Origin of the sequence: Thalassotalea litorea (genome assembly GCF_043642205.1) — a bacterium.
Classification (GTDB): domain Bacteria; phylum Pseudomonadota; class Gammaproteobacteria; order Enterobacterales; family Alteromonadaceae; genus Thalassotalea_A; species Thalassotalea_A litorea.
Genome location: NZ_JBHZSG010000047.1, coordinates 1 through 25,179, shown reverse-complemented (window position 1 = coordinate 25,179; position 25,179 = coordinate 1). Strand labels below are relative to the sequence as shown.

Here is a 25,179-nt window from a genome sequence, read left to right as displayed (position 1 = left end):
TTAAGGTCCATTTACGGCCCTATATTTCATTAATATAGAATGACTATATCAATAAAATCTATGTTGTAAGTGAACCTCTGCCCTAACTCTGAGTTGTGCACAAACTTGATGTGATTGGTATAAGTGAACCTCCGCCCTAACTCTGAGTTGTGCACAAACTAAATGTGATTGGTATAAAATCATGTTGTTGGTATAAACACATCATCTCAGGTTGCGGTGCCTGAATTTTCTGCATACATTTATATAACTGAGAAACAATAAGTTGATTGTCCATGTTGTTACGCAAACCGCGTAGGGTTTGTCAGACAATGGCCATGATGTTATTGACATGCTGTTCCGTCAATCTATGGGCAATGCCCGACACTCCCGACGAAAGCATTATCCAACCACTACCCTTGTTAAGTGCCGAAAATAGCGGTTCAGATGCCGCTGTGGACGATATTTATGTTGAGCGAGTCACCAATTCAGCCTGGGAAGAAAAGGTTCCTATTGAAGGCTTTTATGATGATCCCTTCCAGGTATCTATTTTTTCCCCACAACATGGCGAAGATAAAGAGCGCCTCTGGTCACAGACAAAATCGATTTTTATTTACGGTTTTGGCGTCATCGGTTTTATCGCAATGTTGCCTGAAGACATATCGAACTGGGATAAACAAGGTGAGCTATTGCAAAAATGGCGAGACAATGTCCGCGAAGGGCCGGTCTGGGACCGCGATGTTTTCTGGATTAATTATATTGGTCACCCGTACGCTGGGGGCATCTACTATCAGGTTGCCCGAAAATCCGGCTATCGACAATGGGATGCTTTTGTTTATTCTGCCTTGATGTCGACCTTTTATTGGGAGTATGGTGTCGAAGCTTTTGCGGAAACGCCATCGATTCAGGATTTAGTAGTGACACCGGTATTAGGCTGGGCTATGGGCGAATGGATGCACCAAACCGAGCGAAACCTTCGTCTGGGCGATGGCAAGGTCTGGGGTTCAGAAGGGCTAGGGACCTTGTCGTTGTGGTTACTAGATCCGGTGGATTCACTGGGACGGGGGGTTAATCAGATGTTTAACCGTGAGATATTCAAAGCCGGAACTGGCTTTGTGAATTATCGACCGCAAGTGATTCAAGCCGAAGGTGAAGCTGGAATGTTGCAGGAAAACCAGTGGCAAGTACAGATGCATTTTCAATTTGGTGATGGCAAGCCACTGCGCTCAACGCCCGCCCCACAATACTACCAGTTTAATCGCGATCCGATTGATTACAGCATGATCGGCATCGGGCTTGGATCGGGGTATGCCTGGCTTGACGACGTTTGGCAGGTTGAAGACGACCCGTTTGCAGAATTTAGCCTCGGCCTGTACTTTACCAATCGATATTCAGCACGTCTGAACTATGCCAGATCACACTTTCAGGAAATCTCAACTGGCGAGGATTTAACCTATGAAAACTACAGCCTCAGCGGCCAGTATTATTTTCGTCCTGAAACCGATTTTCGCCCCTATGTAACTGCTGGAATAGGCGAAATGCTCCGCGATCAGGACAGGGATTTGAAATCTTTTTATAGTCATGCCGGACTTGGACTGCATATGAAACTAAATAGCAATATCGCCATTCAAACGGATATTGCCAGATACTTTTCCACCCGCTTGGATACCCAGGAAGATATTTTCCGTTTCAGCCTGATATATCGGTTAGGCAAAGGTAACTGGCGTTAGTGTTTTTCCCCAGCGATGAATAATCATTTACCTAACCTAAAGCATCTGCAATACCTGGTGGCACTGCACCAATACCAGCATTTTCATAAAGCGGCACAGTCCTGTTATGTCAGTCAATCAACTTTAAGCAGCGCCATCATTAAACTGGAACAACTTTTGAGTTGTCAGTTGATCGAACGGGATCACAAACATTTTGTGTTTACACAACATGGCAAAGCGGTGGTAAAAATGGCGCAACAGTTGTTAACACTAACCGATGAGCTCGTCGATTACTGTCAGGCACAGGGGAGCCCATCACAGGGCAAAGTCTTTCTTGGCTGCATTCCAACCATTGCGCCGTTTATTATGACGGAGGTCATTGAACAATGTGGGTTTTCTTACCCAAACCTTGACCTTTTCGTGGTCGAAAATACCACCGAAATGTTATTAGAATCCCTGAGTCATGGTTCATTGGATGCCGCCATTTTGGCGTTACCCATCGATGAGAAATTTGCCCAGTCGTTTCAATATCAACGTCTGGGTGATGATCCATTCTATATCGTTGGCGATCAGGTCCTTATTGATAAGGTATTGAGCGATGGTAACTATAGTCGAGTAAAAAAAGGAAAAATATTTGTGCTCAGTGAAGAGCATTGTCTGACTCGCCATGCGTTAGCGGCATGCAAAGTTGATCAAACTGAGAAAGTAAATGAGTTTGCGCCGACAAGTTTAACCACCTTGCTGCAAATGACAACGCACCACCATGGCTTAACCTTTCTGCCACAGATGGCGATTCGCAAAGGGGTTGCCTGGCATGGACAATTGCCTAGTGCTCAGCTTCCGGACAAACCAAGTCGGGAAATTGCTCTGGTATATCGTCATCGTAGTTATCGTCAGGAAACCTATGAAATGCTTGCTAAAATAATCTCATCTTTGATCTGAATCCAGGATTTCCAATCCCCGCCAATATCTGATTCAATAAAAAATCCATAGGATTTCAAACTATTTTCACGCCCCTTGCGACTATAAAGGGAAAATAACCGGTAAAACCAGTAAACAGGGAACTTTTTGTGTTTGAACGAAGCGATGAAACACTGATTAAGCAAGCACTAAAAGGCAAAAAAAGCGCCTGGGTGCAATTGGTCAGGCGCTATGAAAAAAGTATCTATAACTATGCGCTGAGGATGGTCGGTCACCCGGATGATGCGATGGATTTGATGCAGGAAATCTTTATTGCGGTGTTTCGAAACCTGAGCAGTTTTCGAGGCGAAGCGAAATTCAAAAATTGGCTATTTCGCATCGCTCATTATCGCTGTATCGAGTTTTATCGTCGCAAGCGCCCGAATCAATCGTTAGATGATGAGCCTCATGAGCAAGAAGCGAAAACAAACGAACAACCGGAACATCAGCTCCAGCATAGCCAACAGACAATGGCTTTGGCCAAGGCGATGTGTATCCTGCCCGTGAATCAACGCACAGTGGTCGAGCTGAAGTTTTTTCAACACTTTACTTTTGACGAAATCGCTAATCAATTAGGGGTGTCCAGTAATACGGTTAAATCTCGTTTATACAGTGCGTTAGATAAATTAAAAAATGAATTGGAGATCGATTATGTCTGAGCAAGAACAATTATTTCAGGCCTGGCTCGATGGGACATTAAACGAGCAACAGAGTCAGCGGCTCGAAGCATTAGCTATGGAAGATGACACATTGAAACGTCGTTTAGCTACGGCGAGGTATATCGAGCAGCAGGTTCATGGCTTTGAAGAGCAATCGCCATCTAACTGGGATCCAGGCAGCATCATCGCTGACGACAAAGAAAAACGTCCATGGTGGCAATGGCCCGGATTATCCGTGGCGTCACTAGCCTGTTCATGTTTTGCAATTGCATTGGTGTTGTTTAATGTGCAGGTAACCTCGCAACAAGACGGTTTCGCCATAACTTTTGGCGGCTCGGATGCGAGCGTCGAAAATCGAAAGTTGGAAGCGTTGTTAGACCAACGTTTACAGCAATTCGCCGCAGAGCAGGAAATTGTACTAGCAAATTATGTGTCCGACTTTAAAGACGATCAGCAGGCAAACAACCTGCAACTTGCGGGGTATTTACTAACCGCGACTCGACAAGAGCGTCAGGAAGATATTTCTCATTTTATTCAGACGATTAGCGAGCAACGCAATGCAGATGCTCTGGATAATAAGCTTAACTACCAAAGACTGGAATACGCTTTGCAAGCTCAGGCGTTAAATCAGGGCGTGACGCCAGGCCAATACCAGCAGACCCATTTCAATGAAGAGGATGAATAATATGAAAACCTTAAAAAAAGCAGTAATGCCTCTGGCGTTGTCGATGATCGGTGCACTTACAAGCGGTGTCGTCAGCGCAAATGAAAACCCATATCAAAATTTGAGTAAACAAATTGGCATTATGGAAGATATTTTTACCAGTGCGATAAAAAATAGCGCAACCGATAAATCTATTGGCTTGATGGGCGTCGATTCCATGTACCTTGCCAATCAAGGGGTTGTGTTTACGGTAAAATCACAGCGTAATTATAAATTTTCTGGATTTACCGTACCGATGCCCGTCGTACCGGTTGCCCCTTTGGCTCCGGCCGGATTTGAAGATAGCGACTTTTTTGGTGAGGATCTGCAGGTAGTGATTGACGAAGCGATGGAGGAAGCGGCAGTTGCCATGGAAATGGCTCAGGATCATATGCGTGCTGATGTTGAGCGTCAGCGTCAACTTAGGGAGATGGAACGAGAGCTGGCCTATGAATTGCGAGATATCGAACGAGAGAATCGTGATCTGGCTTATAAAAAACGCAGCGTGGATAAAGAGGCGCTAAAAGAGCTGGAAAAAGAGACGGCTAAACTTGAACAGCGCAAAAAGCAATTACTTGCGCAAAGAGACGATCTATCCAAACAGGCGAATGCTATAAAAGCGCAGCAGGCGAAAGAAGTTGCCAAACAGCGTCAACAGCAGCAGGCTTACTTTACCGCCCTTGAAGCCAGCTTAAGTGAGGTCCTTTGTACTTATGGTGGTGGTCTGAAATCTTTGCCGGGAGATGAACATGTGTCATTAATTATTAAGGACGCTGCGCCAACAACGTCAGGACAAGGATATCAGGATCAGGTTTTGGTGTTTTCAAAAACTGACATAAAAAGATGCTTGACTGAGTCGATTGATGCCTCAGCTTTATTGAAAAGTGCGACTCGATATCAAATTTAGGAGCGTTACTAAACTAAACTAAACAAACATGAGATCAACAAAAAGGGCAGTACATTAACTGGCCTTTTTGTTGATCTCATGTTGTCCATTTAGCTGTAAGTGAAGAACTTACATTAGTTTAAGATTTCGATTATCTCTCTCGATGCATCAACCAGGCGAATCAATTTACCATCAATTCTTACCGTTACAATGCCATGCGTATCGACAGGGACTATGATGTCGCGGTGTCTATAGATATCATGACTGAGGATCTCACCAGGCATTAATTTTTTCTGCCAGCCGGGAGGTAAGGCTTTGCCTTGCTTAACTTTTTTTTCTAATCCTTTCGGTAGCTTATGATCCGATTTTTCATTTTTCGCAGTTGCCTGGCTAGAGACAGCAGCAAGTGTCGTCATTACGACAAGATTTAGAGACCAGCTATTTTTCATATTAACTTTCCTGTGTTGCTGTGTTTTCGTTGATGACTTTATTCAACGTAATGCCTAGTAACCCTTTACCTTGCTGTAAGGTATTGGCATCTACAATTTTCCAGACTTGTTCTTCTTTGCCAAGTCGAAATACCAGGTATTTATCGTTGCCGCGCTCACGTACACTGACCTCATCGTAGTAGGTTCGTTTGCCTTCCTTTTCGATAAAATCTTCACCAATAATGATGTTGGGAACATGAATGGCATCGGCAAAGGCATTTAAAAATTCATTTTTAGATGCACTTTTGATTTGGTATTCGCCTTCATAACCATGACCACAACCCCACAACAATACGCAGGTTGCCATGCAGGCGAGCAATTGCTTAAGTTTCATTTTTATATCCTGACGGTTTGTATACCACATCACAGGAAACTGTCGTATGTGGTTTTTTATTGGGGGGCAAATTGACCGGCATCCAGACAGGACACCGGTTAAACATTATTGCATTGGTGTGTAAAAACTCTCCGGTACTTCGAAATCACCTTCAGCGCTAGCCAGAGTTTCATTTTCAAATGTTAGCACCAGTTTTTTCTGGGAATCAAAGGCTTCATTACGGCCTGATTTAAAGTCGTACACGTAGTACCATCTATTGTCATCAAACGCATCTACTACAACAGGATTACCAAGAACGAACTTCACCTGTTCTTTGGTCATACCCACCTGCAGCTTGTCAATTTGCTTTTGCTCAATGTAGTTACCTTGCGGTACATCAATACGATATACACAACCCGAGGTAAACGTGGTGGCCAAACTTAGCAATATGCTAAGTGATAAAGCACGAGATCTCATTAATTATTATTCCTTAACGACTGCAGCCTTACTTCCATACCATCTACATCTATGCAGCGTGTTCACTGACTTATGCGATTTGGTATTGCTGCCACCGATAATAACTAAGGGGCAGGGCAGATTAAAGGCTTTTTACGATTTTTTTAGCGATTTTCCGGTTTCGTTGTCCTTCAGTACACGATGTAAGCCTATTAAGCATTCAGGCAGGCACGACGGTTTAGCAACGGATATTTCGTCTTTTTAAAAAAGTTGCACAAACGGCTCTGACTTTGATCCGAATGTCAGAGCCGTTCTATCCGCGTCGTCTTTCTGTATCGCTGATTTTGATGCTGATGCAACTGCCGGACGGTCTATTCAGACCCTTTAGCTTGCTAAAAGTTCTCTGGCATTAGCCATAGCATTGTCTGTGATCTCATCGCCTGCCAGCAAACGTGCGATTTCGCGCTCTCTGGCCTCTTGTGCGAGCCGTGTTACTGAGGTTTGTGTATGCTTACCATCCGTTAATTTTGCGACAAACAATTGCTGGCAGCCTTTGCTCGCCACCTGAGGTAAGTGAGTCACACAAATTACCTGGGTATTTTTACCGAGCTGTTGCAATTTTTGCCCAACTTTTGCAGCCGTTGGGCCGCTGATACCCACATCGACTTCATCAAAGATCAGGGTTGGGGTGATGATTTTTTCTGCCAGAATCACTTGGATCGCCAGACTAATACGTGACAATTCGCCGCCAGACGCCACCTTGTGCAAAGCTTCTAACGGTTGGCCAGGGTTCATACTGACCAAAAATTCAATATCATCAAGGCCATAGGCGGATAATTGCTCAGCTTTTGTATGACTGATTTGGACACTAAATTTTGCATCAGGCATGCTAAGTTCACGCATGGATTGAGTGATTAGCTTTGCCAGTTTTTTCGCGGACTTTTCACGACTCGCTCTGAGTTTTTCTGCGACTTGTTGATAGTGTTCTTTAATCGAATCCAGCTCATCGTGAAGATGCTGATGCCGTTCTTCATCACCACTTAACAGATTCAGTTGACTGTGTAGTTTTTGATGAAAACCAAATAAATCTTCAGGGTTAACCTGATGCTTCCGGGCAAGTGTGACAGCGGTGGAATAGCGCTCTTCGATAATATTAAACGCTTCAGGGTCCAGATCGATGCTTTGTTGGTAATAATTTAAATCTCGTGACGCTTCCTGAATCTGAATACTGGCATCAAGCAGCATATTGCTAATTGCTTCAGCACCATTGTCCAAAGACGTTAGTTGCTGCATATCATCCACAATTTTTTGTAATTGAGCACTGACCGAATATTCATTTTCATCGCCAAGCTGATTTAAACATTGAGCAGATAAACTCAATAACTGCTGGGCGTTAGCATGACGCTTAAAATCGGCTTCTAGTTGTGAAAACTCACCATCTTGTAGCGAAAACTCATCAAGTTCTTTAACTTGATATTGCAATAGCTGCTGCTGTGCCTGGCGCTGTTGCTGGCTCTCTAACAAGGCGTTTAATTCATTGTTTTTATGACGCCATTGCTTTTGAAAAAACCTTAACTCATCCAGCAAACCATGGTGCTGTGCATAGTCGTCGAGTAATTGACGCTGCTCGGTACTTTTAAGTAATAATTGGTGGTCGTGTTGACCATGAATATTGATCAAAAGCTGACCAAGAATTTTCAGTTGAGCAAGAGGAACAGGCGTACCATTGATATAAGCCTTAGAACGCCCTTCGCCATTGATCAGGCGACGAATAATACAGTCATTATCGTCATTCAATTCCTGTTGCGTTAACCAGTCTTTTGCTTTTTTATTCGTACCCACATCAAAGCTGGCAATTAATTCAGCTTTATCACTACCAGGGCGAACCACAGATGTAGTCGCCCGTTCACCCAGACAAAGGCCCAAAGCATCGATAGCAATGGATTTACCGGCACCGGTTTCCCCCGTAATTGTCGTCATTCCCTGTTGCCAGTCGATTTCCACATGGCTAACAATGGCAAAATTACGAATACTAAGATTGGTTAACATAACAAACGTCCTGCACAAGATACTGGTTATTTGTACAGTAAGTTAACAGTGTTTAAAAATTGATGCAAGAAAAAACCTTTAGTGAAATGGTTGATGGAGCATCTCTCATTACGCCTGAATAATTTTGCTGTTGTATTGGTACTAGAGTTTCGTTGATATACGATAGCGATGATGACTTGTCTAGGGTTGGCTTTCTGGTTTTTTATTGAAATTCACTTTGTCTATAACATCCTTTTCAGGGGGATAGGTTGCCCGCAAAAGTGAGCGGGCAATGCACTCATGCATTGGCCCGCACTCGCACGGTCGATTAAAACCGCAGTTATATCATTGGCGTGTGATTCCTCGTTAAAGGTTAGGTTAAGTCAAACCGATCTAAGTTCATCACTTTAACCCAGGCATTAATGAAATCCTGAGTGAATGAATCGTTAGAATCATCACTGGCGTATACTTCACAAAGGGCTCTTAACTCTGAGTTTGAACCAAACACCAAATCGACCCGGGACGCTTTCCACCGTTGGCGACCACTTGCGCGGTCAATCCCCTCAAACTGAGTATTTCCTGGTAGTGGTTGCCACTGGGTGTCCATGTCTAACAGGTTAACAAAGAAGTCAGTCGATAATTGTTCAGGATTATCGGTTAAAACCCCGCGCTCAGGATCGTCAAAGGTAATCCCTAAACTGCGCAGGCCGCCAATAAGAACAGTCATCTCTGGGGCACTGAGGGTTAATAGCTGGGCTTTATCAAGCAGCAATTCTTCGGCCATCCCTGCATGATCCGGGTGACAATAATTTCGAAAACCATCCGCTTTACCTTCCAGCGGAGCAAATGATTCCGAGTCCGTTTGTGATTCACTGGCGTCGGTTCGACCGGGGTAAAATGGTACGGTTGATGGCGTCCCGGCCGCTTTAGTTGCTTGTTCTATACCAACGCCGCCCGCTAGTACGATTAAATCGGCTATTGATACGTGTTTGCCATCACTGCTTTCGTTAAAGCTTGCTTGGATTTTTAGCAAACTATCCAATACTTTTGCCAGTTGCTCCGGTTTGTTCATCGGCCAGTCTTTCTGAGGCGCCAAGCGGATCCTCGCTCCGTTGGCACCACCTCGTTTATCGGAATCCCGATAGCTGGATGCTGAAGACCAGGCGGTGTAAACCATTTCGCCAACACTGAGACCGCTATCAATGATCTGCTGCTTTAACTGAGCAATATCATCCTTATCGACAATCTGGGAATTCCGATCTGGCAATGGGTCTTGCCAAATGAGATCTTCATCAGGTACCTCAGGTCCTAAGTATCTGGTCTTGGGACCCATATCTCTGTGGGTCAGTTTAAACCAGGCTCTGGCAAAGGCATCAGCAAACTGTTCGGGATTTTCATGAAAACGTTTTGAGATGGGGCCGTATATTGGATCCATACGCATTGCCATATCGGCAGTGGTCATTATCGTTGTTACTTTTTTCCCAGCATCTTCTGCTGATGGCGCAAGGTGTTCGTCGGCAGGGTTTATCGGAACCCATTGCCATGCGCCCGCGGGACTTTTTACTAAATCCCACTCATAAGCAAAGAGAATGTCGAAATAGCCATTATCCCAGGTGGTAGGCGTCGCCGTCCAGGCTCCTTCAATACCGCTGGTAATGGTATCGTCCCCAAACCCCTTGCCATGTGCATTTATCCAGCCAAGGCCCATATTTTCTAGCGTTGCGGCCTCTGGCTCTGGACCTACATTAGCGGCATCGCCGGCACCGTGACATTTACCAAACGTATGGCCACCGGCAACTAACGCCACGGTTTCTTCATCATCCATCGCCATACGTGCAAAGGTTTCTCGAATATCTTTGCCTGAAGCAAGAACGCTTGGCTCGCCATTTGGGCCTTCCGGGTTGACGTAGATCAGACCCATTTCAACGGCTGCCAGAGGATTATCTAAATCCCGTTCAGACGTATATCGATTATCGGTTAGCCACTCTGTTTCCGCCCCCCAATAAATGTCTTCTTCCGGGTGCCAGATATCTTCTCTGCCACCACCAAAGCCAAAGGTTTTGAAACCCATAGACTCCAGTGCACAGTTGCCTGTTAACACCAGCAAATCGGCCCAGGACAGTTTGCTGCCGTATTTTTTCTTAATGGGCCATAATAATCGTCTGGCTTTGTCTAAATTACCGTTGTCTGGCCAACTGTTTAATGGTGCGAATCGTTGCGCGCCGGTACCTGCGCCACCGCGGCCATCGCCGATTCGGTAGGTCCCTGCCGCATGCCAGGCCATGCGAATAAAAAAAGGACCATAATGACCGTAATCTGCGGGCCACCAATCTTTGGAATCCGTCATCAAATCGTATAAATCTTGTTTTACCTGTTTAAGATTGAGTTGAGCAAACTGTTCTGCATAAGAGAACTCGTCCGACATAGGGTTGGATTTAGTGTCATGTTGACGCAGTATTTTCAGGTTCAGTTGATTGGGCCACCAATCCATGTTGTCGGTACCCATTCCTTTTTGACGGGTATTACTGCCATGAACGAAAGGACATTTTCTTGAAGAATTGTTTTCTGAACTAGCCATCAGAGTCTCCACTTTGCATTAAACGTTATAGGGTTTTGTTAAACTATAGTCGTTTTTAAAGGTGCTAGTGAAAGGGTGGGTATCCTTGTTGGGACAATTAATATTGAAAATTTTGTTGCTGCCAGTCACAATATTAGCCAGTGAAATTGCTTCGGAAGTATGATGACCCAGTTGTTGACATTGATAAGAACCTATTGGGTTGCATTAACCTTATTACTTTTGGCCATGATCTGCTTTTTGTCTCTCTACCCGCTCGATGCGTTACCTCCTGTTCCTGGGACCGACAAAACCCATCATTTTTTAGCCTATTTTGCCCTGGTTACGCCAATGGCTTTGAGAAAACCCGCGCGCTGGCCGGTATTCGTATTGCTATTTATTGGTATTGGTGGCTGTATTGAGTTAATCCAGCCTTTCCTTAACCGTTACGGAGAATGGCTTGATTTAACGGCAAATGTGTCAGGCGTTGTTTGTGGATTTGTGTTCGCGCAAATCGTAAATCGATTTTTTCCAGATATAACACCACAAAAGATTGAATACACCAAACCTCAGGTAGTTGAACGGGACTAAGCAAAGAAGCCATCTATTCAACCCTAGTGACGCAATAATTATCGGTTTTCTCTAAATGAAAACACGACTTGTTGAGTCTACGACCTTATCACTGCTTTTTCGTTATATCTTCGTAAGACTCCTAGCGTTTGGCGTTAAACATGTTGGAATTCGATAATTAAGCGTTTTTAGCACGCATCGCGTTAGAGACTTTCGAAACGGGTGCTCGTCCCAGCTTATCACTGATGTACCAACCGGCTTTGAGCAGTAAATCAAAATTCACCCCATGGTCAATGCCAAGACCGTCGAGTAAGTAGATAACATCTTCGCTTGCGACATTACCCGAAGCCCCTTTAGCATAAGGGCAGCCTCCAAGGCCCGCAACTGAACTATCTATAACCTCCACTCCCATATTCAGTGCAGCGTAGATATTGGCCAGTGCCTGGCCGTAAGTATCGTGGAAATGAACCGCAAGCTTGTCCATGGGTACATGCTTATTGACTGCTACCAGCATTTCCTGAACTTTATGTGGGGTACCGACACCTATGGTATCGCCCAACGATATCTCGTAGCAGCCCATAGCAAATAAAGCTTTAGCAACCTCGGCCACCTGGACTGGATCGATTTCCCCTTCGTATGGACAGCCCAAAACGCAAGAAACATAGCCTCTAACCCTGAGGTTATGCTGGCGGGCCTGAATCACGACATCATGGAAGCGTTCCAGTGATTCTTCTATGGAGCAGTTTATGTTTTTCTGGCTAAAGCGTTGAGAGGCAGCGCCAAAAATGGCCACCTCGTCGGCTTCTGCATCGATGGCGGCCTGTAACCCTTTTAGGTTAGGGGTCAGAGCCCCGTAAGTGACCTTAGGGTTACGGTGGATTTGGGCAAAAACTTCACTGGATGTTGCCATCTGGGGTACCCATTTAGGAGACACGAAACTACCGGTTTCGATAGAGGATAAGCCGGCATCGGTTAGCCGATTGATCAGTGCTACTTTGACATCAGTATCTATAGGCATGGCTTCATTTTGCAGGCCATCTCTTGGGCCCACTTCTACCAGTTTTACCTGTTTGGGTAACCTCGGGTTCGCTTTAATCATACACAGTACCAACTATTCATTTTCAAACGCTAATAGTGCGGAACCACCATCGATCATATCGCCGCTCTGATAGTGAAATTCGCTGACTCTACCATCGGCTGGCGCAACAATGGTATGTTCCATTTTCATCGCTTCCATGATCATTAACGGTTGCCCCTTGCTAACGGTTTCATCAACCTCAACTAACGTGGCAATTAAGGTACCGTTCATCGGTGCTTCTAGTCCGCTTGCGCCGTCATCGTCATTGCTATCATGATAGTCGGCGATGACCTGGCTAAACGTTAACGCACCGTGATCACTAAATATAGTAAAACTATGCCCCTGTTCGGCAATTGTCAGTTGCCGGCGATGACCATTCACTGTAATTAATAGGCCATCTGTACACAATTGCCCTTGCACGTCGTAGGTTTGTCCCTGGCAGTTAACCAGATAATATTGTTGCTCACCTTCGCGCCGTTCTTCGACTTCAATGTCAAATTGTTGCGTTTTCACGGTGAGTAAAAACCGGTGCAGATTTGGTTCATTGGCTCGCCAGGCATTATTATTTTGCCAAGGTGAGTAGGGGTCATTGGCGCTGGTCTTTATTTGATTTGTCTGCTTTTGCTTTAACAACACGTACGTTGCGGCGATCGGCAAATAAGAGCTTACTTCATCAGCTTGTTCGTTAAACAGGCTCTGTTGATGGGTATCAATGAAACTAGTATCGATATTGGCTGTTGCAAAAGCCGGGTGGCTGGCAACATTGTAAAGAAAATCAATATTGGTAGTCACGCCCTGAATTTGGTATTGCTTTAAGGCCTGACGTAACCTAGATAGTGCTTTATCACGATCTTCATCCCAGACAACAAGCTTTGCGATCATCGGATCGTAATAAACACTCACCTCATCGCCCTGGCGTACGCCAGTATCCACCCGCACATGAGCGCTTTCTGCCGGCGCTTTTAAAAAGTTTAATGTGCCCGTTGCAGGTAAGAAATCCTGTGAGGGATCTTCGGCGTAAATTCGCCCTTCAAATGCATGCCCCTTGATGGTTAATGCATTTTGTTGCAACGGTAATGGTTCACCTGCAGCAACTCTAAATTGCCATTCGACCAGATCCTGACCGGTGATCATTTCTGTCACCGGGTGCTCAACCTGTAAGCGAGTATTCATTTCCATAAAATAAAATGAACCATCACTTTCGTAAAGAAACTCTACGGTACCCGCGCCGCGATAACCGATGGCTTTCGCGGCGGCAATCGCTGCCTGACCCATTTTTTCACGGATCTCTTCGCTCAATCCTGGGGCCGGTGCTTCTTCAATCACTTTTTGGTGACGACGCTGTACCGAGCAATCCCGTTCAAACAGATATACGGCATTGTCGAAGTTATCGCAAAATACCTGAATTTCCACATGGCGCGGTTGCGTCAGGTACTTTTCAACTAACATAATATCGTCATTAAAGGCGGCCATGGATTCACGCTTTGCGGCGGCAAGCGCACTAGAAAACTCTTCTTCACTCCATACCTGGCGCATACCTTTGCCACCGCCACCGGCAGCCGCTTTTAACAGTACCGGATAGCCCATGGCATCGGCATGTTGTTTAATTAAAGCTTCTGATTGGTCTTCGCCATGATAACCAGGGACCAGTGGCACATTGGCTTTTTCCATAATCGCTTTGGCGGCCGATTTTGAGCCCATGGCTTCAATCGCAGGGACCGGTGGACCGATAAAGGTGATATTGTTGGCCAGACATAGTCGACAAAATTCGGCATTTTCTGACAGAAAACCGTAACCTGGGTGGATCGCCTGGGCATGGGTTTTCAGCGCTGCATCGATAACTTTCTGACCTTGCAGGTAGCTGTCCTTTGCTGGCGCTTCGCCAATATAAACGGCTTCATCGGCGAGGGTTACATGCATGGCATGACGATCGGCATCGGAATAAACGGCGACCGTTTTAATGCCCATGCGACGGGCTGTTTCGATAACCCGGCAGGCAATTTCGCCACGGTTGGCGATGAGTATTTTACTAAACATAATTATTCCTTATCGCTTAACCAGTTGGCTGGTCGTTTATTGAAAAAAGCCTGCAAACCTTCCTGACCCTCGGCACTGACACGGACTTCGGCGATGCGTTCACTGGTATCTGCAAGCACAGAGTCATTGATTTCTCGGTGTTGAAAATCTAAGACTAACGTTTTGGCTTTTTGTACCGCTTGTGGGCCATTGCCGAGAATGAGCTGACAACGACGAGCGACGGCATTGTCAAGGGATTCGATATCACAGATTTCATCAACCAAACCGACTTGATGCGCGCTCGTAACGTTAAATCGCTCGGCAGTCTGGAAGTAACGACGACAGGCACGGGCGCCCATCGCCTGAATGACATAAGGGCTGATGGTTGCCGGGATCAAACCAAGCTTCACTTCCGATAAACAAAAACTGGCATTTTCACTGGCAATTGCCATATCACAGCAACTCACCAGACCAACAGCACCGCCAAACGCGGCGCCTTGCACTTTGGCGATGGTCGCTTGTGGTAATTGATTTAGCTTGTACAGCATGGTCGCGAGTGCCATCGCATCTTGCTGGTTTTGTTCGCGGGTGTAATCGGCCATGCGCTGCATCCAGGAGAGATCGGCACCGGCAGAGAAATGTTTGCCTTGAGCCGATAACACCAGCACCCGAATACTGTCTTCTTTGGCCACTTGCTCAAAAACATCGGTCATTGCCGCAATCAGAGAATCGTCAAAAGCATTAAACTTGTCTGGGTTATTCAGACTGACATCAATCACTCCGTTTTGTGGGTAGCTAATGTCCAGTAATGGATTGGTATTGTTAATCATATTACATCCTAAAAATGCCGAAGCGAGTGTCTTTTATCTCTGCATTTAGAGCACTGGATAAGGCAAGGCCAAGCACCTGACGGGTATCCGCGGGATCAATAACGCCGTCATCCCACAAACGCGCTGATGCGTAATAAGGGTGACCTTGCTTTTCATATTCATCGATTATCGGTTGTTTGAATGCTTGCTCTTCCTGCTCGCTCCACGGCTCATCGCGTTTTTGCTTTTGATCGCGTTTTACCTGCGCTAAGACTCCGGCCGCCTGTTCGCCACCCATCACTGATATCCGGGCATTTGGCCACATAAACATAAATCGGGGATCATAAGCACGGCCGCACATACCGTAATTACCGGCACCAAAACTGCCGCCGATGAGTATTGTAAACTTAGGTACTTTTGCACAGGCCACAGCAGTTACCATCTTTGCGCCATGTTTGGCGATACCGCCCGATTCATATTGCTTACCGACCATAAAGCCGGTGATGTTTTGTAAAAACACCAGGGGGATTTTGCGTTGTGCGCACAGTTCGATAAAATGCGCACCTTTTTGCGCGGATTCACCAAACAAAATACCGTTATTGGCAACAATACCTACTGGATAGCCGTGAATATGAGCAAAACCGCACACTAATGTGGTGCCATATAAGGCTTTAAATTCATCGAATTCACTGCCATCAACAACCCGGGCGATAACTTCTCGAACATCAAAAGGCTGTCTCGCATCTTTAGGGATCACGCCATAGATTTCGTTACTGTCATATAAAGGTTCGCTTGGCTCTTTAATGTCAAGCTGACCGGGCTTGACGCGATTCAGATTGCGCACCGATTGTCGCACGAGCTGCAAGGCATGTTGGTCATTTTGAGCATAATGATCCGCCACACCAGAAGTTCGGCAATGAACATCTGCGCCGCCGAGCTCTTCAGCAGACACAACCTCACCAGTTGCCGCCTTTACCAGCGGTGGGCCAGCAAGAAAAATGGTGCCTTGTTCTTTAACAATGATGGATTCATCAGCCATCGCTGGCACATAAGCACCACCCGCGGTACAGGAGCCCATTACCGCAGCAATTTGTGGGATGTTGTTTGCGGACATATTGGCCTGATTAAAGAAAATACGGCCAAAATGTTCTTTATCTGGGAAAACCTCATCCTGATTGGGCAAGTTAGCGCCACCGGAGTCCACCAGATAAATACAGGGGAGATTGTTTTCTTGGGCGATGGTTTGTGCCCGCAGGTGTTTTTTTACGGTTAAAGGGTAGTAGGTACCTCCTTTAACTGTGGCATCATTGGCAATAATCACACATTCCTGACCGCTAACCCGGCCAATGCCGGTGATGATCCCTGCCGCCGGTACGTAATCATCGTACACCTCAAAGGCGGCTAATTGCGAAAGCTCCAGAAAAGGTGAGCCAGAATCAAGTAATTGGTATACCCGATCTCTGGGTAATAACTTGCCGCGAGAGAGATGTCGTTGCTGGTATTTTTCACCACCACCTTGTTTGATTTTCGCCAGCGTCAGGGTCAAGTCATCGACTTGCTCCTGCATATGCGCCCGGTTAGCAGCAAACTCTTCGCTGCGAGTATTTATTTTACTGTGCAATTTCGCCACGATAATTCCTTAGCCTATATCTGATCAGACAGAGCCTGCTTACTTTGACTCGTTAAATAATTCACGACCAATTAGCATCCGGCGAATCTCTGAGGTACCCGCACCAATTTCGTAAAGTTTTGCATCACGCAACAGGCGACCGGTAGGGAATTCGTTGATGTACCCGTTACCACCAAGAATTTGAATCGCATCCAGAGACATTTTTGTCGCAAGTTCCGCAGCATATAAGATTGCACCAGCGGCATCTTTGCGGGTGGTTTCGCCACGATCGCACGCCTGTGCAACCATGTATACATAGGCTCGGGCAGCATTCATTTGCGTGTACATATCGGCAACTTTGCCTTGGATCAACTGAAATTCGCCAATTGACTGACCAAATTGCTTACGATCATGGATATATGGCACAACGTTATCCATGCAGGCAGACATGATGCCTAACGGACCGGCTGACAAAACAACACGTTCGTAATCAAGACCACTCATTAATACCGCTACACCTTGATTCAATTCACCGAGAATATTCTCTTCAGGCACTTCGCAATCTTCAAAGACCAGCTCACAAGTATTGGAACCGCGCATGCCTAATTTATCGAGCTTTTGGTGACGGCTAAAACCCGGGTAATCGCGTTCAACGATAAACGCCGTAATACCCCGTGAACCCGCATGGATATCGGTCTTGGCATAAATGATGAAAGTATGCGCATCCGGTCCGTTGGTGATCCACATCTTGTTGCCATTTAGGACATATTTATCGCCTTTTTTCTCAGCGCGAATTTTCATGCTGACTACGTCAGAACCGGCATTGGGTTCGCTCATGGCCAATGCACCAATTTGCTCGCCGGAGCATAGCTTTGGCAGATACTTCATCTTTTGTTCGTGGTTACCATTTCGATTAATCTGATTTACGCACAGATTTGAATGGGCACCATAGCTCAACCCGACCGATGCCGAAGCGCGACTGATCTCTTCCATCGCCACTACATGTTCAATATAGCCAAGTTCGCTGCCGCCATATTGTTCAGCAACGGTCATGCCCAACAGACCCATATCGCCAAATTTGCGCCACAAGTCATTGGGAAATTCATTATCAATATCAATTTGCTCAGCGCGTGGGGCAATTTCATCACGGGCAAAAGCAATTACCTGGTCGCGGATCATGTCCACGGTTTCGCCTAGGTTAAAATTCAGTGAAGAGAAACGGGAGATCATAATGCTTCCTTATTTGTTGATATTTGTCGTTGCAGGCGCAGTAACTTGCTCGGTGAGCTCCTGGCGCGCCTGCTTACAGCGTTGTTCTAAGGTCGACAATTCCATTAATACAACTTTTATATCGTCAAGTTGTTGATGTAATGCTGACTTTTTGTCAGCAATCAATTGCATAATGGTGTCAAGTTGATTGGTACTGGTTTTATCTGCATCGTATAGATTAAACAAACGCCCGGTTTCAGCCAGCGAAAAGCCAAGGCGTTTACCGCGCAAGATCAGCTTTAACCGAACCCTATCGCGACGATTATAAATGCGAGTTTGTCCTCGGCGCTGGGGGCAGAGCAATCCCTGATCTTCGTAAAATCGAATGCTACGGGTCGTAACATCAAATTCCCTGGCAAGATCACTAATAGAGAAGGTCGCCTGTTTGTTATTGCTTTCACTCATATTGAATATTCGAAAAACCTTTTTTTCTAACTTAGGTGAAGTTTACGTAAAGGTAAAGTTGTTTTGGTTGTTATTCGAATTTTAACCAAGATTATCTCGTAAACAAAATCGCACATAGCCAGTTTTTGTTGCTCATATCGACCTATAGCACTATAGATATCTCAGATTAAATGGGCGTATTCTCTATGATGGCAATAATTAGTTACGCTTGAGTAAACTGACTTGAAAAGTTTACCTTGGCGTAAACTTTTAAATTGCGTTAACCTTGAAATCAGAAACATAAATGGAAATGGAACCACTATGCCTAGCAACGAATCTATTGTAATTGTCGCCGCTGCCCGTACGCCAATGGGAGGCTTTATGGGAAGCCTGAGTTCAGTGCCGGCTGTAAAACTTGGCGCCGCCGCTATCCGTGCAGCACTCGCCAAAGCCGACGTGGCGAATGACCAGGTCGATGAAGTTTTAATGGGCTGCGTATTAACTGCCGGTATGAAACAAGCACCGGCTCGTCAGGCCGCACTTTATGCCGATGTCGATATGTCGACACCATGTACTACCGTGTCAAAAGTTTGTGGTTCTGGCATGAAAGCCGTCATGCAGGGCGTTGATTCTTTGCGTCTGGGTTATAACAAGGTGGTTGTTGCTGGTGGTATGGAAAGCATGTCTAACGCACCTTACCTGCTACCTAAAGCGCGTCAGGGTATGCGGATGGGGCATGCTCAAACTTTAGATCACATGATGTTTGATGGTCTTGAAAATGCCTACGATGGCTTGGCCATGGGTTGCTTTGCTCAGGATACCGCTGATCAAAAAGGGTTCAGTCGCGAACAGATGGACGCGTTTGCCCTTGAATCGTTGCAGCGTGCCAATCAAGCAATCGCCTCAGGCGCATTCAGTGCTGAAGTTACACCGGTTACGTTCAGCGAACGACGCAAAGAGGTGACGGTTGATATTGACGAACAACCTGGCAATGCCCGTCCGGAGAAAATTCCTTCATTACGCCCGGCATTTAAAAAAGACGGTACCGTGACCGCGGCTAATTCCAGTTCCATTTCTGATGGCGCTGCAGCGCTGGTTATGATGACCGAAAGCGAAGCCCGGGCACGAGGTTTAACTCCCTTGTGTAAAGTGTTAGGCCATAGCTCTCATGCGCAAACGCCAGAAACATTCACGGCTGCGCCTGTCGGTGCTATAAACAAATTATTGGAATCGATTAATTGGTCGGTTGCCGATGTGGATTTATTCGAAATCAATGAAGCCTTTGCCATGGTTACAATGTTGGCCATCGACGAATTACAGCTCGATCACGCAAAGGTGAACATTCATGGTGGTGCCTGTGCTTTGGGTCATCCGATTGGCGCAAGCGGTGCTCGAATTTTAGTGACACTGATCCATGCCCTGAAAAATAAAGGCTTGAAAAAAGGCCTGGCAAGTTTGTGTATCGGCGGTGGCGAAGCAACGGCCGTTGCGATCGAAATGCTATAATCACAACGTTAATTTCGCCGCATTGTTTGCGGCTTTTTTTTCGACGCGAAAAACAATAAGTATCTAAACAATGTCGAAAAAGACAGTTGGGGAAGACAAAGACCAATGAATTTCAATTTATCTGAAGAACAGCAAATGTTTGCCGATATGGCAAAGCAATTTGCCATGGCGGAACTGGCACCACATGCTGCCAAGTGGGATGCCGAACATATTTTTCCAAAAGACGTGATCCAAAAAGCCGGTGAACTGGGGTTTTGTGGCCTTTATACACCCGAAGATAAAGGTGGTATGGGGTTAAGCCGGCTCGATTCTGCCATCATTTTCGAACAGCTTTCCATGGGGTGTACGGCAACAACAGCGATGATGACCATACATAATATGGCAACTTGGATGATCGCCAGTTGGGGGAGTGAAAGTGTCTGCCAACGTTGGTGTGAAGGGTTAATCAGTGGGCAGTTACTTGCATCATATTGCTTAACCGAACCCGGGGCGGGTTCTGATGCTGCATCGCTAGCCACCAGCGCGAAGCGAGATGGCGATGAATACGTTATTAACGGTTCCAAGATGTTTATCTCTGGAGCCGGAGAAACCGATGTTTTGGTCGCCATGGTAAGAACCGGCGGCGAGGGTGCTAAAGGCATTTCTGCGGTGGTGATCCCCGCCGATTGTCAAGGTGTCATTTATGGTAAAGCGGAAGAGAAACTTGGTTGGAATGCGCAACCTACGCGCCTCATTACGTTCGAAGATGTCCGTATTCCTGTCGCCAATCTGCTTGGTACGGAAGGCGAAGGCTTTGCTATTGCGATGAAAGGCCTCGATGGCGGTCGAATCAATATTGCGACTTGCTCGATTGGGACTGCCCAACAAGCCTTAAATACCGCAACCGAATATATGCAAGAACGCAAGCAATTTGGTAAAGCGATTGCGTCATTTCAGGGACTACAATTTAAGTTGGCAGATATGGCCACACAACTGGTTGCTGCCAGACAAATGGTGCGCTTAGCGGCATTTAAGCTGGATAATAACGACCCGGAAAAAACCGCCTATTGCGCGATGGCTAAACAGTTTGCAACCGACGTAGGTTTTGCGGTGTGTGATGCCGCATTACAAATTCATGGTGGCTACGGTTATATTAAAGAATATCCGTTAGAGCGTCATTTTAGGGATGTACGTGTCCATCAAATTCTTGAAGGAACTAACGAAATTATGCGGTTGATCGTGTCTCGTCGTATTTTGTCTGAAGGGGCGGGAGAAATTCTATGAGCGATGTTGTTTTATTTGAAGAAATTTCAGCCGTACATGGGAAAAAGATTGCTGTAGCCACACTCAACTCAGCAAAGTCTTTAAACGCTCTGAGTCATGAAATGGTGCTTAAGTTATTACCTAAATTATTGCAGTGGCAGGAAAACCCGGATATTGCCATGGTCATGATACAAGGCAGTGGCGAAAAAGCCTTCTGTGCCGGTGGTGATATCGTCCACCTATATAAAGGCATGCAACAAAGCGCCGACAGTAATAATTCCGCTAGCCAGTATTTTACCGATGAATATCAACTTGATTATCTGATCCATGCCTATAGCAAGCCCATTTTGGTTTGGGGATCCGGGATTGTAATGGGAGGCGGTTTGGGTCTGATGGCTGGCGCGAGTCATCGAGTGGTGACTCAAACTTCTCGCATCGCCATGCCAGAAATTACTATAGGCTTGTTTCCGGATGTTGGCGGCAGCTACTTTTTAAATCGAATGCCAAAAGGCTGCGGCTTGTTTCTTGGGTTGACCGGTGCCAGCGTTAATGCCGCCGATGCAATGCATGTACGATTAGCCGATCATTTCCTGACCAATGAACAACACCAATTGCTTATCGAAAGGCTGATTGATGTACATTGGGGAAATACGATTTCTCTGAATCACGAGAAACTAACCCAGGTACTTTCAGCGCTGGGTAGTGCAGTAAAATCATCCATGCCACGCTCTAATATCCTGAAACATCAGGCGATTATTGCAGACACTACTCGTCATAGTACGCTGACTGACGTTGCTCAGGCAATCCTGGCCTTAGATAGCGAAGATACATGGTTGCAGCGAGCGCAAAAGACGTTACGAAATGGCAGTCCGTTAAGCGCACAACTTATTTTTAGACAGTTAACCACCAGCAAAGCGTTTTCCTTGTCAGATTGTTTTCGCTTCGAACTTAGTCTAGCGACTAAATGTGCGGAGTTTGGTGAATTTCAGGAAGGCGTCCGAGCGTTGTTAATTGAAAAGGATAACCAGCCGAAGTGGACATACCCAAGCATCGAAAGTGTTGATGCGGATGTGCTGGATTGGTTTTTTGCGCCTAAATGGTCAGATACGGAACATCCATTAGCGGATCTTGGGGTTCGGCCAATGGCGGTAGGGTAGTCTTACTCTTACTCAATAGAAAAGCATCAATTAGGTGAACGGCTAAACAACGAAATATAACTGTGACGAACATCAGCATAACAACAATAACAACGTTGACGGTTAAAAATGACAACAAGAGGAAACACATATGACGGCGATTGCTTTTATCGGATTAGGTAACATGGGGGGCCCAATGGCCACCAATTTAGTCAAGGCTGGTCATCAGGTCTATGTATTTGATTTAAATGCCAACGCGTTGGCGGCATTAGCCGAGCAGGGAGCGAAACCTTGTAAAAGCAGCGCGGAATGTGCGGCTAATGCAGATATTGTCATAACCATGTTACCGGCGGGCAAACATGTTGAAGCGTGTTACCTGTCAGAAAATGGCATCATCAATTCGATGAAACCAGGCACGTTAGCCATTGATTCTTCAACAATCGACAAAGCGACTGCGTTAAAGGTTGCTGGAGCCCTGCAGGCAAAAGGGTTGGAATTTGTCGATGCTCCGGTATCCGGCGGTGTCGCTGGCGCTGCTGCTGGCACTTTAAGCTTTATGGTGGGCGGCAGTGAAGCGGAATTTAATCGCGCTAAGCCGTTCCTTGAAGCCATGGGGAAAAACATATTCCATGCTGGTGGCCACGGCGCCGGTCAGGTCGCCAAGGTATGCAACAACATGTTGCTATCAATCCTGATGGCGGGTACCGCAGAAGCTTTACAGCTTGGTATCAATAACGATCTTGACCCGAAAATTTTATCGGAAATTATGTTAAAAAGCTCAGGTCGCAACTGGACGCTAGAGCTATACAACCCATGTCCGGATGTGATGGAAAATGTACCGTCCAGTAATGAATATCAAGGCGGCTTTATGGTCGATTTGATGGCAAAAGATTTAGGGCTTGCCATGGATTGTGCAGTGCAGAGTCAGTCAACGACGCCAATGGGCGCACTATCGAGAAACCTGTTTTCTCTTCATGCTGGCCAGGGTAACGGCAAACTGGATTTTTCCAGTATTTTTAAGATGTACGCAAAGGAAGATTAATGAATTTATCCGCTAAAGTAATTGTTATCACCGGCGCCGCCGGTGGCTTGGGCAGCGAAATGGCAAAAGATTTTGCCAGTCATGGTGCTCGCCTGGCGTTAATCGATATGACCGAAGACGCATTACAGGATATCGTTGCTGAACTTAAACAACGTGGCGCTGATGTTAAAGCTTACGGAGCTAATGTTACCGATGAAGCTGATGTTGAGCGCACCTTTGAGAAAATCGCCAGTGACTTTGGTGGCATCGATGGCCTGGTAAATAACGCAGGTATTCTTCGTGATGGTATGTTTGTTAAAGCAAAAAATGGCGAAGTTACCGCGAAAATGTCATTACAGCAGTTTCAGTCAGTCATTGATGTAAACCTGACAGGCGTATTTTTGTGTGGTCGAGAAGCCTCTGTGCAAATGATCAAGCACAATCGCAAGGGGGTGATCATTAATATGTCTTCGATTGCACGCCAGGGTAATATGGGCCAGACCAATTACGCGGCATCAAAAGCAGGTGTTGTTGCGATGACAGTTACCTGGGCCCGTGAACTTGGGCGTCACGGTATTCGCGTGGGTGCTATTGCCCCAGGTGTTATTAAAACCGCGATGACCGATGCGATGAAACCTGAAATGCGTGAGCGCTTAGAGAAAATGAAGCCAGTAGGCCGATTGGGTCAAGCAGAAGAAATCGCCCACACTGCCCGTTATATTTTCGAAAATGACTTTTTCACAGGTCGTGTTGTCGAGATTGATGGCGGCCTTGCCATGTAAGCAACAAGGCAGAAGCATTGCGTGCGCCCGTAAATTTGATACCTATATTGCAGTCTATAGCCGCATGTAATGGCGGCTCTTAGTAGCCGCTCTTAGGGTTGCTCTTTATGGTACAATCCCCTTTTACGGGTTTACTCCCTCTTTATATAACTTGCAGAACTGAAATAATGACCAAAGCCTTATTCTTGGATCGTGACGGTATTATCAATATTGATCATGGCTATGTATCTAAAATCGAATTATTCGATTTTATGCCGGGTATTTTTGAAATGTGCTATACCGCGCAACAAAAAGGTTACCTGTTAATTGTGGTAACCAATCAATCTGGCATCGGTCGTGGCAAATATACACAGGAGGATTTTCATCACCTGACTGATTGGATGAAAGCTCGCTTTGCGGAACATGACATAACAATCGATGATGTTATGTATTGCCCGCATCATCCTACCAGCGCCAATCCTCCCTATTTAAAAGACTGTCAATGTCGTAAACCGGGACCTGGCATGATCCTCGATGCAGCCAGTCGTTATGATATTAACCTTTCTCAAAGTATTTTTCTGGGTGATAAGCCGTCCGATATGGAAGCGGCGATAGCTGGAAATGTTCCTACACGCTTATTTTTGTCGGGACATTACCCGGATGATGGTTCTGTAGATGCGCATCGCATCGATTCTTTGGCAGACGTGTCGAAGTTTTTAATCGATTAATCAATATTTGGTAAACCAAATGTTAGTGCCGTAGGATTTTTAAGCAAACGATCGTTTTTTTGTGATTTTTATTGATTTGGGTGTTGACGTGGTCGGGAAAATCCCTAAAATGCGCATCCACTTCCACGGGGTTAAGCGACAACTTAAGTCGTTTACAAAACCAACGAAGTGTTTTGATACGATAACCACCAGGGTTTAACCCGGTTATCACAACCGAAACTGGTAAATGTTCGAAAACAACTTTTTCGAAATAATTATCAAAAAGCGGTTGACATCAAAACTGGATGACGTAGAATGCGCATCCTGCTTCGGGCAAGG

23 protein-coding genes are annotated in these 25,179 nt (G+C 45.8%); 12 read left to right on the top strand and 11 right to left on the bottom strand.

Going from position 1 to position 25,179, the window contains the following annotated elements:
- Window positions 1-314: 314 nt before the first annotated feature.
- The 5 genes from ACHUFQ_RS15040 (at window position 315) to ACHUFQ_RS15020 (ending at window position 4,914) form a co-directional block, all read left to right on the top strand.
- Entirely contained in the window at window positions 315-1,706 is a 1,392-nt protein-coding gene (locus tag ACHUFQ_RS15040) for a DUF3943 domain-containing protein (protein ID WP_394176668.1), read from the top strand.
- 15 nt (window positions 1,707-1,721) lie between these two features.
- A complete protein-coding gene (locus ACHUFQ_RS15035) occupies window positions 1,722-2,627 on the top strand; it encodes a LysR family transcriptional regulator (protein WP_394176667.1) in 906 nt (301 codons plus the stop codon).
- A 128-nt stretch (window positions 2,628-2,755) separates the two neighbouring features.
- Window positions 2,756-3,304, top strand: coding sequence for an RNA polymerase sigma factor (locus tag ACHUFQ_RS15030; RefSeq protein ID WP_394176666.1), 549 nt, complete (start codon window positions 2,756-2,758; stop codon window positions 3,302-3,304).
- Window positions 3,297-3,989 (top strand): anti-sigma factor, encoded by a 693-nt coding sequence (locus tag ACHUFQ_RS15025; protein ID WP_394176665.1) that lies wholly within the window; start codon window positions 3,297-3,299, stop codon window positions 3,987-3,989. Before ACHUFQ_RS15030 ends, ACHUFQ_RS15025 begins: the two co-directional genes overlap by 8 nt.
- Before the next feature lies 1 nt (window position 3,990).
- Window positions 3,991-4,914, top strand: a complete 924-nt coding sequence (locus ACHUFQ_RS15020) for a hypothetical protein (RefSeq protein ID WP_394176664.1) — start codon at window positions 3,991-3,993, stop codon at window positions 4,912-4,914.
- A 113-nt stretch (window positions 4,915-5,027) separates the two neighbouring features.
- Here the strand turns inward: ACHUFQ_RS15020 and ACHUFQ_RS15015 are convergent, their stop codons facing one another.
- The 5 genes from ACHUFQ_RS15015 to katG form a co-directional block, all read right to left on the bottom strand.
- A complete protein-coding gene (locus ACHUFQ_RS15015; protein WP_394176663.1) occupies window positions 5,028-5,342 on the bottom strand; it encodes a hypothetical protein in 315 nt (104 codons plus the stop codon).
- A 1-nt stretch (window position 5,343) separates the two neighbouring features.
- A complete protein-coding gene (locus ACHUFQ_RS15010) occupies window positions 5,344-5,715 on the bottom strand; it encodes a hypothetical protein (RefSeq protein WP_394176662.1) in 372 nt (123 codons plus the stop codon).
- Between the two features lie 105 nt (window positions 5,716-5,820).
- Window positions 5,821-6,171 carry an outer membrane protein assembly factor BamE gene (locus ACHUFQ_RS15005; RefSeq protein WP_394176661.1) on the bottom strand — a complete coding sequence of 117 codons (351 nt, stop codon included), beginning with the start codon at window positions 6,169-6,171 and terminating at the stop codon, window positions 5,821-5,823.
- 363 nt (window positions 6,172-6,534) lie between these two features.
- The gene (gene recN / locus ACHUFQ_RS15000) at window positions 6,535-8,199 is read right to left on the bottom strand and encodes a DNA repair protein RecN (protein ID WP_394176660.1); all 1,665 of its coding nucleotides are present in this window, start codon (window positions 8,197-8,199) and stop codon (window positions 6,535-6,537) included.
- 352 nt (window positions 8,200-8,551) lie between these two features.
- Window positions 8,552-10,756 carry a catalase/peroxidase HPI gene (katG, locus tag ACHUFQ_RS14995; protein ID WP_394176659.1) on the bottom strand — a complete coding sequence of 735 codons (2,205 nt, stop codon included), beginning with the start codon at window positions 10,754-10,756 and terminating at the stop codon, window positions 8,552-8,554.
- Window positions 10,757-10,918: 162 nt separating this feature from the next.
- On the opposite strand from katG, the gene ACHUFQ_RS14990 reads away from it, so the two are divergent.
- Window positions 10,919-11,323, top strand: coding sequence for a VanZ family protein (locus tag ACHUFQ_RS14990; RefSeq protein ID WP_394176658.1), 405 nt, complete (start codon window positions 10,919-10,921; stop codon window positions 11,321-11,323).
- Window positions 11,324-11,480: 157 nt separating this feature from the next.
- Here ACHUFQ_RS14990 and ACHUFQ_RS14985 read toward each other — a convergent pair whose 3' ends face one another.
- Genes ACHUFQ_RS14985 through ACHUFQ_RS14960 form a run of 6 tightly spaced genes read right to left on the bottom strand, consistent with a single transcriptional unit; the run spans window position 11,481 to window position 18,488 of the window.
- A complete protein-coding gene (locus ACHUFQ_RS14985; protein WP_394176657.1) occupies window positions 11,481-12,401 on the bottom strand; it encodes a hydroxymethylglutaryl-CoA lyase in 921 nt (306 codons plus the stop codon).
- A 12-nt stretch (window positions 12,402-12,413) separates the two neighbouring features.
- Window positions 12,414-14,417 carry an acetyl/propionyl/methylcrotonyl-CoA carboxylase subunit alpha gene (locus ACHUFQ_RS14980; protein ID WP_394176656.1) on the bottom strand — a complete coding sequence of 668 codons (2,004 nt, stop codon included), beginning with the start codon at window positions 14,415-14,417 and terminating at the stop codon, window positions 12,414-12,416.
- Between the two features lie 2 nt (window positions 14,418-14,419).
- On the bottom strand, window positions 14,420-15,226 hold the full coding sequence (locus ACHUFQ_RS14975) for an enoyl-CoA hydratase/isomerase family protein (RefSeq protein WP_394176655.1): 807 nt from the start codon (window positions 15,224-15,226) through the stop codon (window positions 14,420-14,422).
- Window position 15,227: 1 nt separating this feature from the next.
- Window positions 15,228-16,835 carry a carboxyl transferase domain-containing protein gene (locus ACHUFQ_RS14970; protein WP_394176654.1) on the bottom strand — a complete coding sequence of 536 codons (1,608 nt, stop codon included), beginning with the start codon at window positions 16,833-16,835 and terminating at the stop codon, window positions 15,228-15,230.
- Window positions 16,836-16,874: 39 nt separating this feature from the next.
- On the bottom strand, window positions 16,875-18,044 hold the full coding sequence (locus ACHUFQ_RS14965; RefSeq protein ID WP_394176653.1) for an isovaleryl-CoA dehydrogenase: 1,170 nt from the start codon (window positions 18,042-18,044) through the stop codon (window positions 16,875-16,877).
- 9 nt (window positions 18,045-18,053) lie between these two features.
- The gene (locus ACHUFQ_RS14960) at window positions 18,054-18,488 is read right to left on the bottom strand and encodes a MerR family transcriptional regulator (protein WP_394176652.1); all 435 of its coding nucleotides are present in this window, start codon (window positions 18,486-18,488) and stop codon (window positions 18,054-18,056) included.
- Between the two features lie 300 nt (window positions 18,489-18,788).
- Between ACHUFQ_RS14960 and ACHUFQ_RS14955 the strand changes: the two genes are divergently transcribed.
- The 6 genes from ACHUFQ_RS14955 (at window position 18,789) to gmhB (ending at window position 24,861) form a co-directional block, all read left to right on the top strand.
- Window positions 18,789-19,973: an acetyl-CoA C-acyltransferase gene (locus tag ACHUFQ_RS14955; RefSeq protein WP_394176651.1), complete on the top strand. Its 1,185-nt coding sequence runs from the start codon at window positions 18,789-18,791 to the stop codon at window positions 19,971-19,973.
- A gap of 105 nt (window positions 19,974-20,078) precedes the next feature.
- Window positions 20,079-21,236: an acyl-CoA dehydrogenase family protein gene (locus tag ACHUFQ_RS14950; protein WP_394176650.1), complete on the top strand. Its 1,158-nt coding sequence runs from the start codon at window positions 20,079-20,081 to the stop codon at window positions 21,234-21,236.
- Entirely contained in the window at window positions 21,233-22,372 is a 1,140-nt protein-coding gene (locus ACHUFQ_RS14945) for an enoyl-CoA hydratase/isomerase family protein (protein WP_394176649.1), read from the top strand. Before ACHUFQ_RS14950 ends, ACHUFQ_RS14945 begins: the two co-directional genes overlap by 4 nt.
- A 130-nt stretch (window positions 22,373-22,502) precedes the next feature.
- Window positions 22,503-23,393 carry a 3-hydroxyisobutyrate dehydrogenase gene (gene mmsB, locus ACHUFQ_RS14940; RefSeq protein WP_394176648.1) on the top strand — a complete coding sequence of 297 codons (891 nt, stop codon included), beginning with the start codon at window positions 22,503-22,505 and terminating at the stop codon, window positions 23,391-23,393.
- A complete protein-coding gene (locus ACHUFQ_RS14935; RefSeq protein WP_394176647.1) occupies window positions 23,393-24,154 on the top strand; it encodes an SDR family oxidoreductase in 762 nt (253 codons plus the stop codon). The genes mmsB and ACHUFQ_RS14935 overlap by 1 nt, the downstream gene beginning before the upstream one ends.
- A gap of 167 nt (window positions 24,155-24,321) precedes the next feature.
- Window positions 24,322-24,861: a D-glycero-beta-D-manno-heptose 1,7-bisphosphate 7-phosphatase gene (gmhB, locus tag ACHUFQ_RS14930; RefSeq protein ID WP_394176646.1), complete on the top strand. Its 540-nt coding sequence runs from the start codon at window positions 24,322-24,324 to the stop codon at window positions 24,859-24,861.
- The last annotated feature ends 318 nt before the right edge of the window (window positions 24,862-25,179 follow it).

Excerpts from the sequence above, each read along its gene's own strand:
- ACHUFQ_RS15040 (WP_394176668.1), top strand. The coding sequence starts at position 315 with ATGATGTTATTGACATGCTGTTCCGTCAATCTATGGGCAATGCCCGAC.
- ACHUFQ_RS15035 (WP_394176667.1), top strand. The coding sequence starts at position 1,722 with ATGAATAATCATTTACCTAACCTAAAGCATCTGCAATACCTGGTGGCA.
- ACHUFQ_RS15025 (WP_394176665.1), top strand. The coding sequence starts at position 3,297 with ATGTCTGAGCAAGAACAATTATTTCAGGCCTGGCTCGATGGGACATTA.
- ACHUFQ_RS15020 (WP_394176664.1), top strand. The coding sequence starts at position 3,991 with ATGAAAACCTTAAAAAAAGCAGTAATGCCTCTGGCGTTGTCGATGATC.
- ACHUFQ_RS15015 (WP_394176663.1), bottom strand. The coding sequence starts at position 5,342 with ATGAAAAATAGCTGGTCTCTAAATCTTGTCGTAATGACGACACTTGCT.
- ACHUFQ_RS15010 (WP_394176662.1), bottom strand. The coding sequence starts at position 5,715 with ATGAAACTTAAGCAATTGCTCGCCTGCATGGCAACCTGCGTATTGTTG.
- ACHUFQ_RS15005 (WP_394176661.1), bottom strand. The coding sequence starts at position 6,171 with ATGAGATCTCGTGCTTTATCACTTAGCATATTGCTAAGTTTGGCCACC.
- recN (WP_394176660.1), bottom strand. The coding sequence starts at position 8,199 with ATGTTAACCAATCTTAGTATTCGTAATTTTGCCATTGTTAGCCATGTG.
- katG (WP_394176659.1), bottom strand. The coding sequence starts at position 10,756 with ATGGCTAGTTCAGAAAACAATTCTTCAAGAAAATGTCCTTTCGTTCAT.
- ACHUFQ_RS14990 (WP_394176658.1), top strand. The coding sequence starts at position 10,919 with ATGACCCAGTTGTTGACATTGATAAGAACCTATTGGGTTGCATTAACC.
- ACHUFQ_RS14985 (WP_394176657.1), bottom strand. The coding sequence starts at position 12,401 with ATGATTAAAGCGAACCCGAGGTTACCCAAACAGGTAAAACTGGTAGAA.
- ACHUFQ_RS14980 (WP_394176656.1), bottom strand. The coding sequence starts at position 14,417 with ATGTTTAGTAAAATACTCATCGCCAACCGTGGCGAAATTGCCTGCCGG.
- ACHUFQ_RS14975 (WP_394176655.1), bottom strand. The coding sequence starts at position 15,226 with ATGATTAACAATACCAATCCATTACTGGACATTAGCTACCCACAAAAC.
- ACHUFQ_RS14965 (WP_394176653.1), bottom strand. The coding sequence starts at position 18,044 with ATGATCTCCCGTTTCTCTTCACTGAATTTTAACCTAGGCGAAACCGTG.
- ACHUFQ_RS14960 (WP_394176652.1), bottom strand. The coding sequence starts at position 18,488 with ATGAGTGAAAGCAATAACAAACAGGCGACCTTCTCTATTAGTGATCTT.
- ACHUFQ_RS14955 (WP_394176651.1), top strand. The coding sequence starts at position 18,789 with ATGCCTAGCAACGAATCTATTGTAATTGTCGCCGCTGCCCGTACGCCA.
- ACHUFQ_RS14950 (WP_394176650.1), top strand. The coding sequence starts at position 20,079 with ATGAATTTCAATTTATCTGAAGAACAGCAAATGTTTGCCGATATGGCA.
- ACHUFQ_RS14945 (WP_394176649.1), top strand. The coding sequence starts at position 21,233 with ATGAGCGATGTTGTTTTATTTGAAGAAATTTCAGCCGTACATGGGAAA.
- mmsB (WP_394176648.1), top strand. The coding sequence starts at position 22,503 with ATGACGGCGATTGCTTTTATCGGATTAGGTAACATGGGGGGCCCAATG.
- ACHUFQ_RS14935 (WP_394176647.1), top strand. The coding sequence starts at position 23,393 with ATGAATTTATCCGCTAAAGTAATTGTTATCACCGGCGCCGCCGGTGGC.
- gmhB (WP_394176646.1), top strand. The coding sequence starts at position 24,322 with ATGACCAAAGCCTTATTCTTGGATCGTGACGGTATTATCAATATTGAT.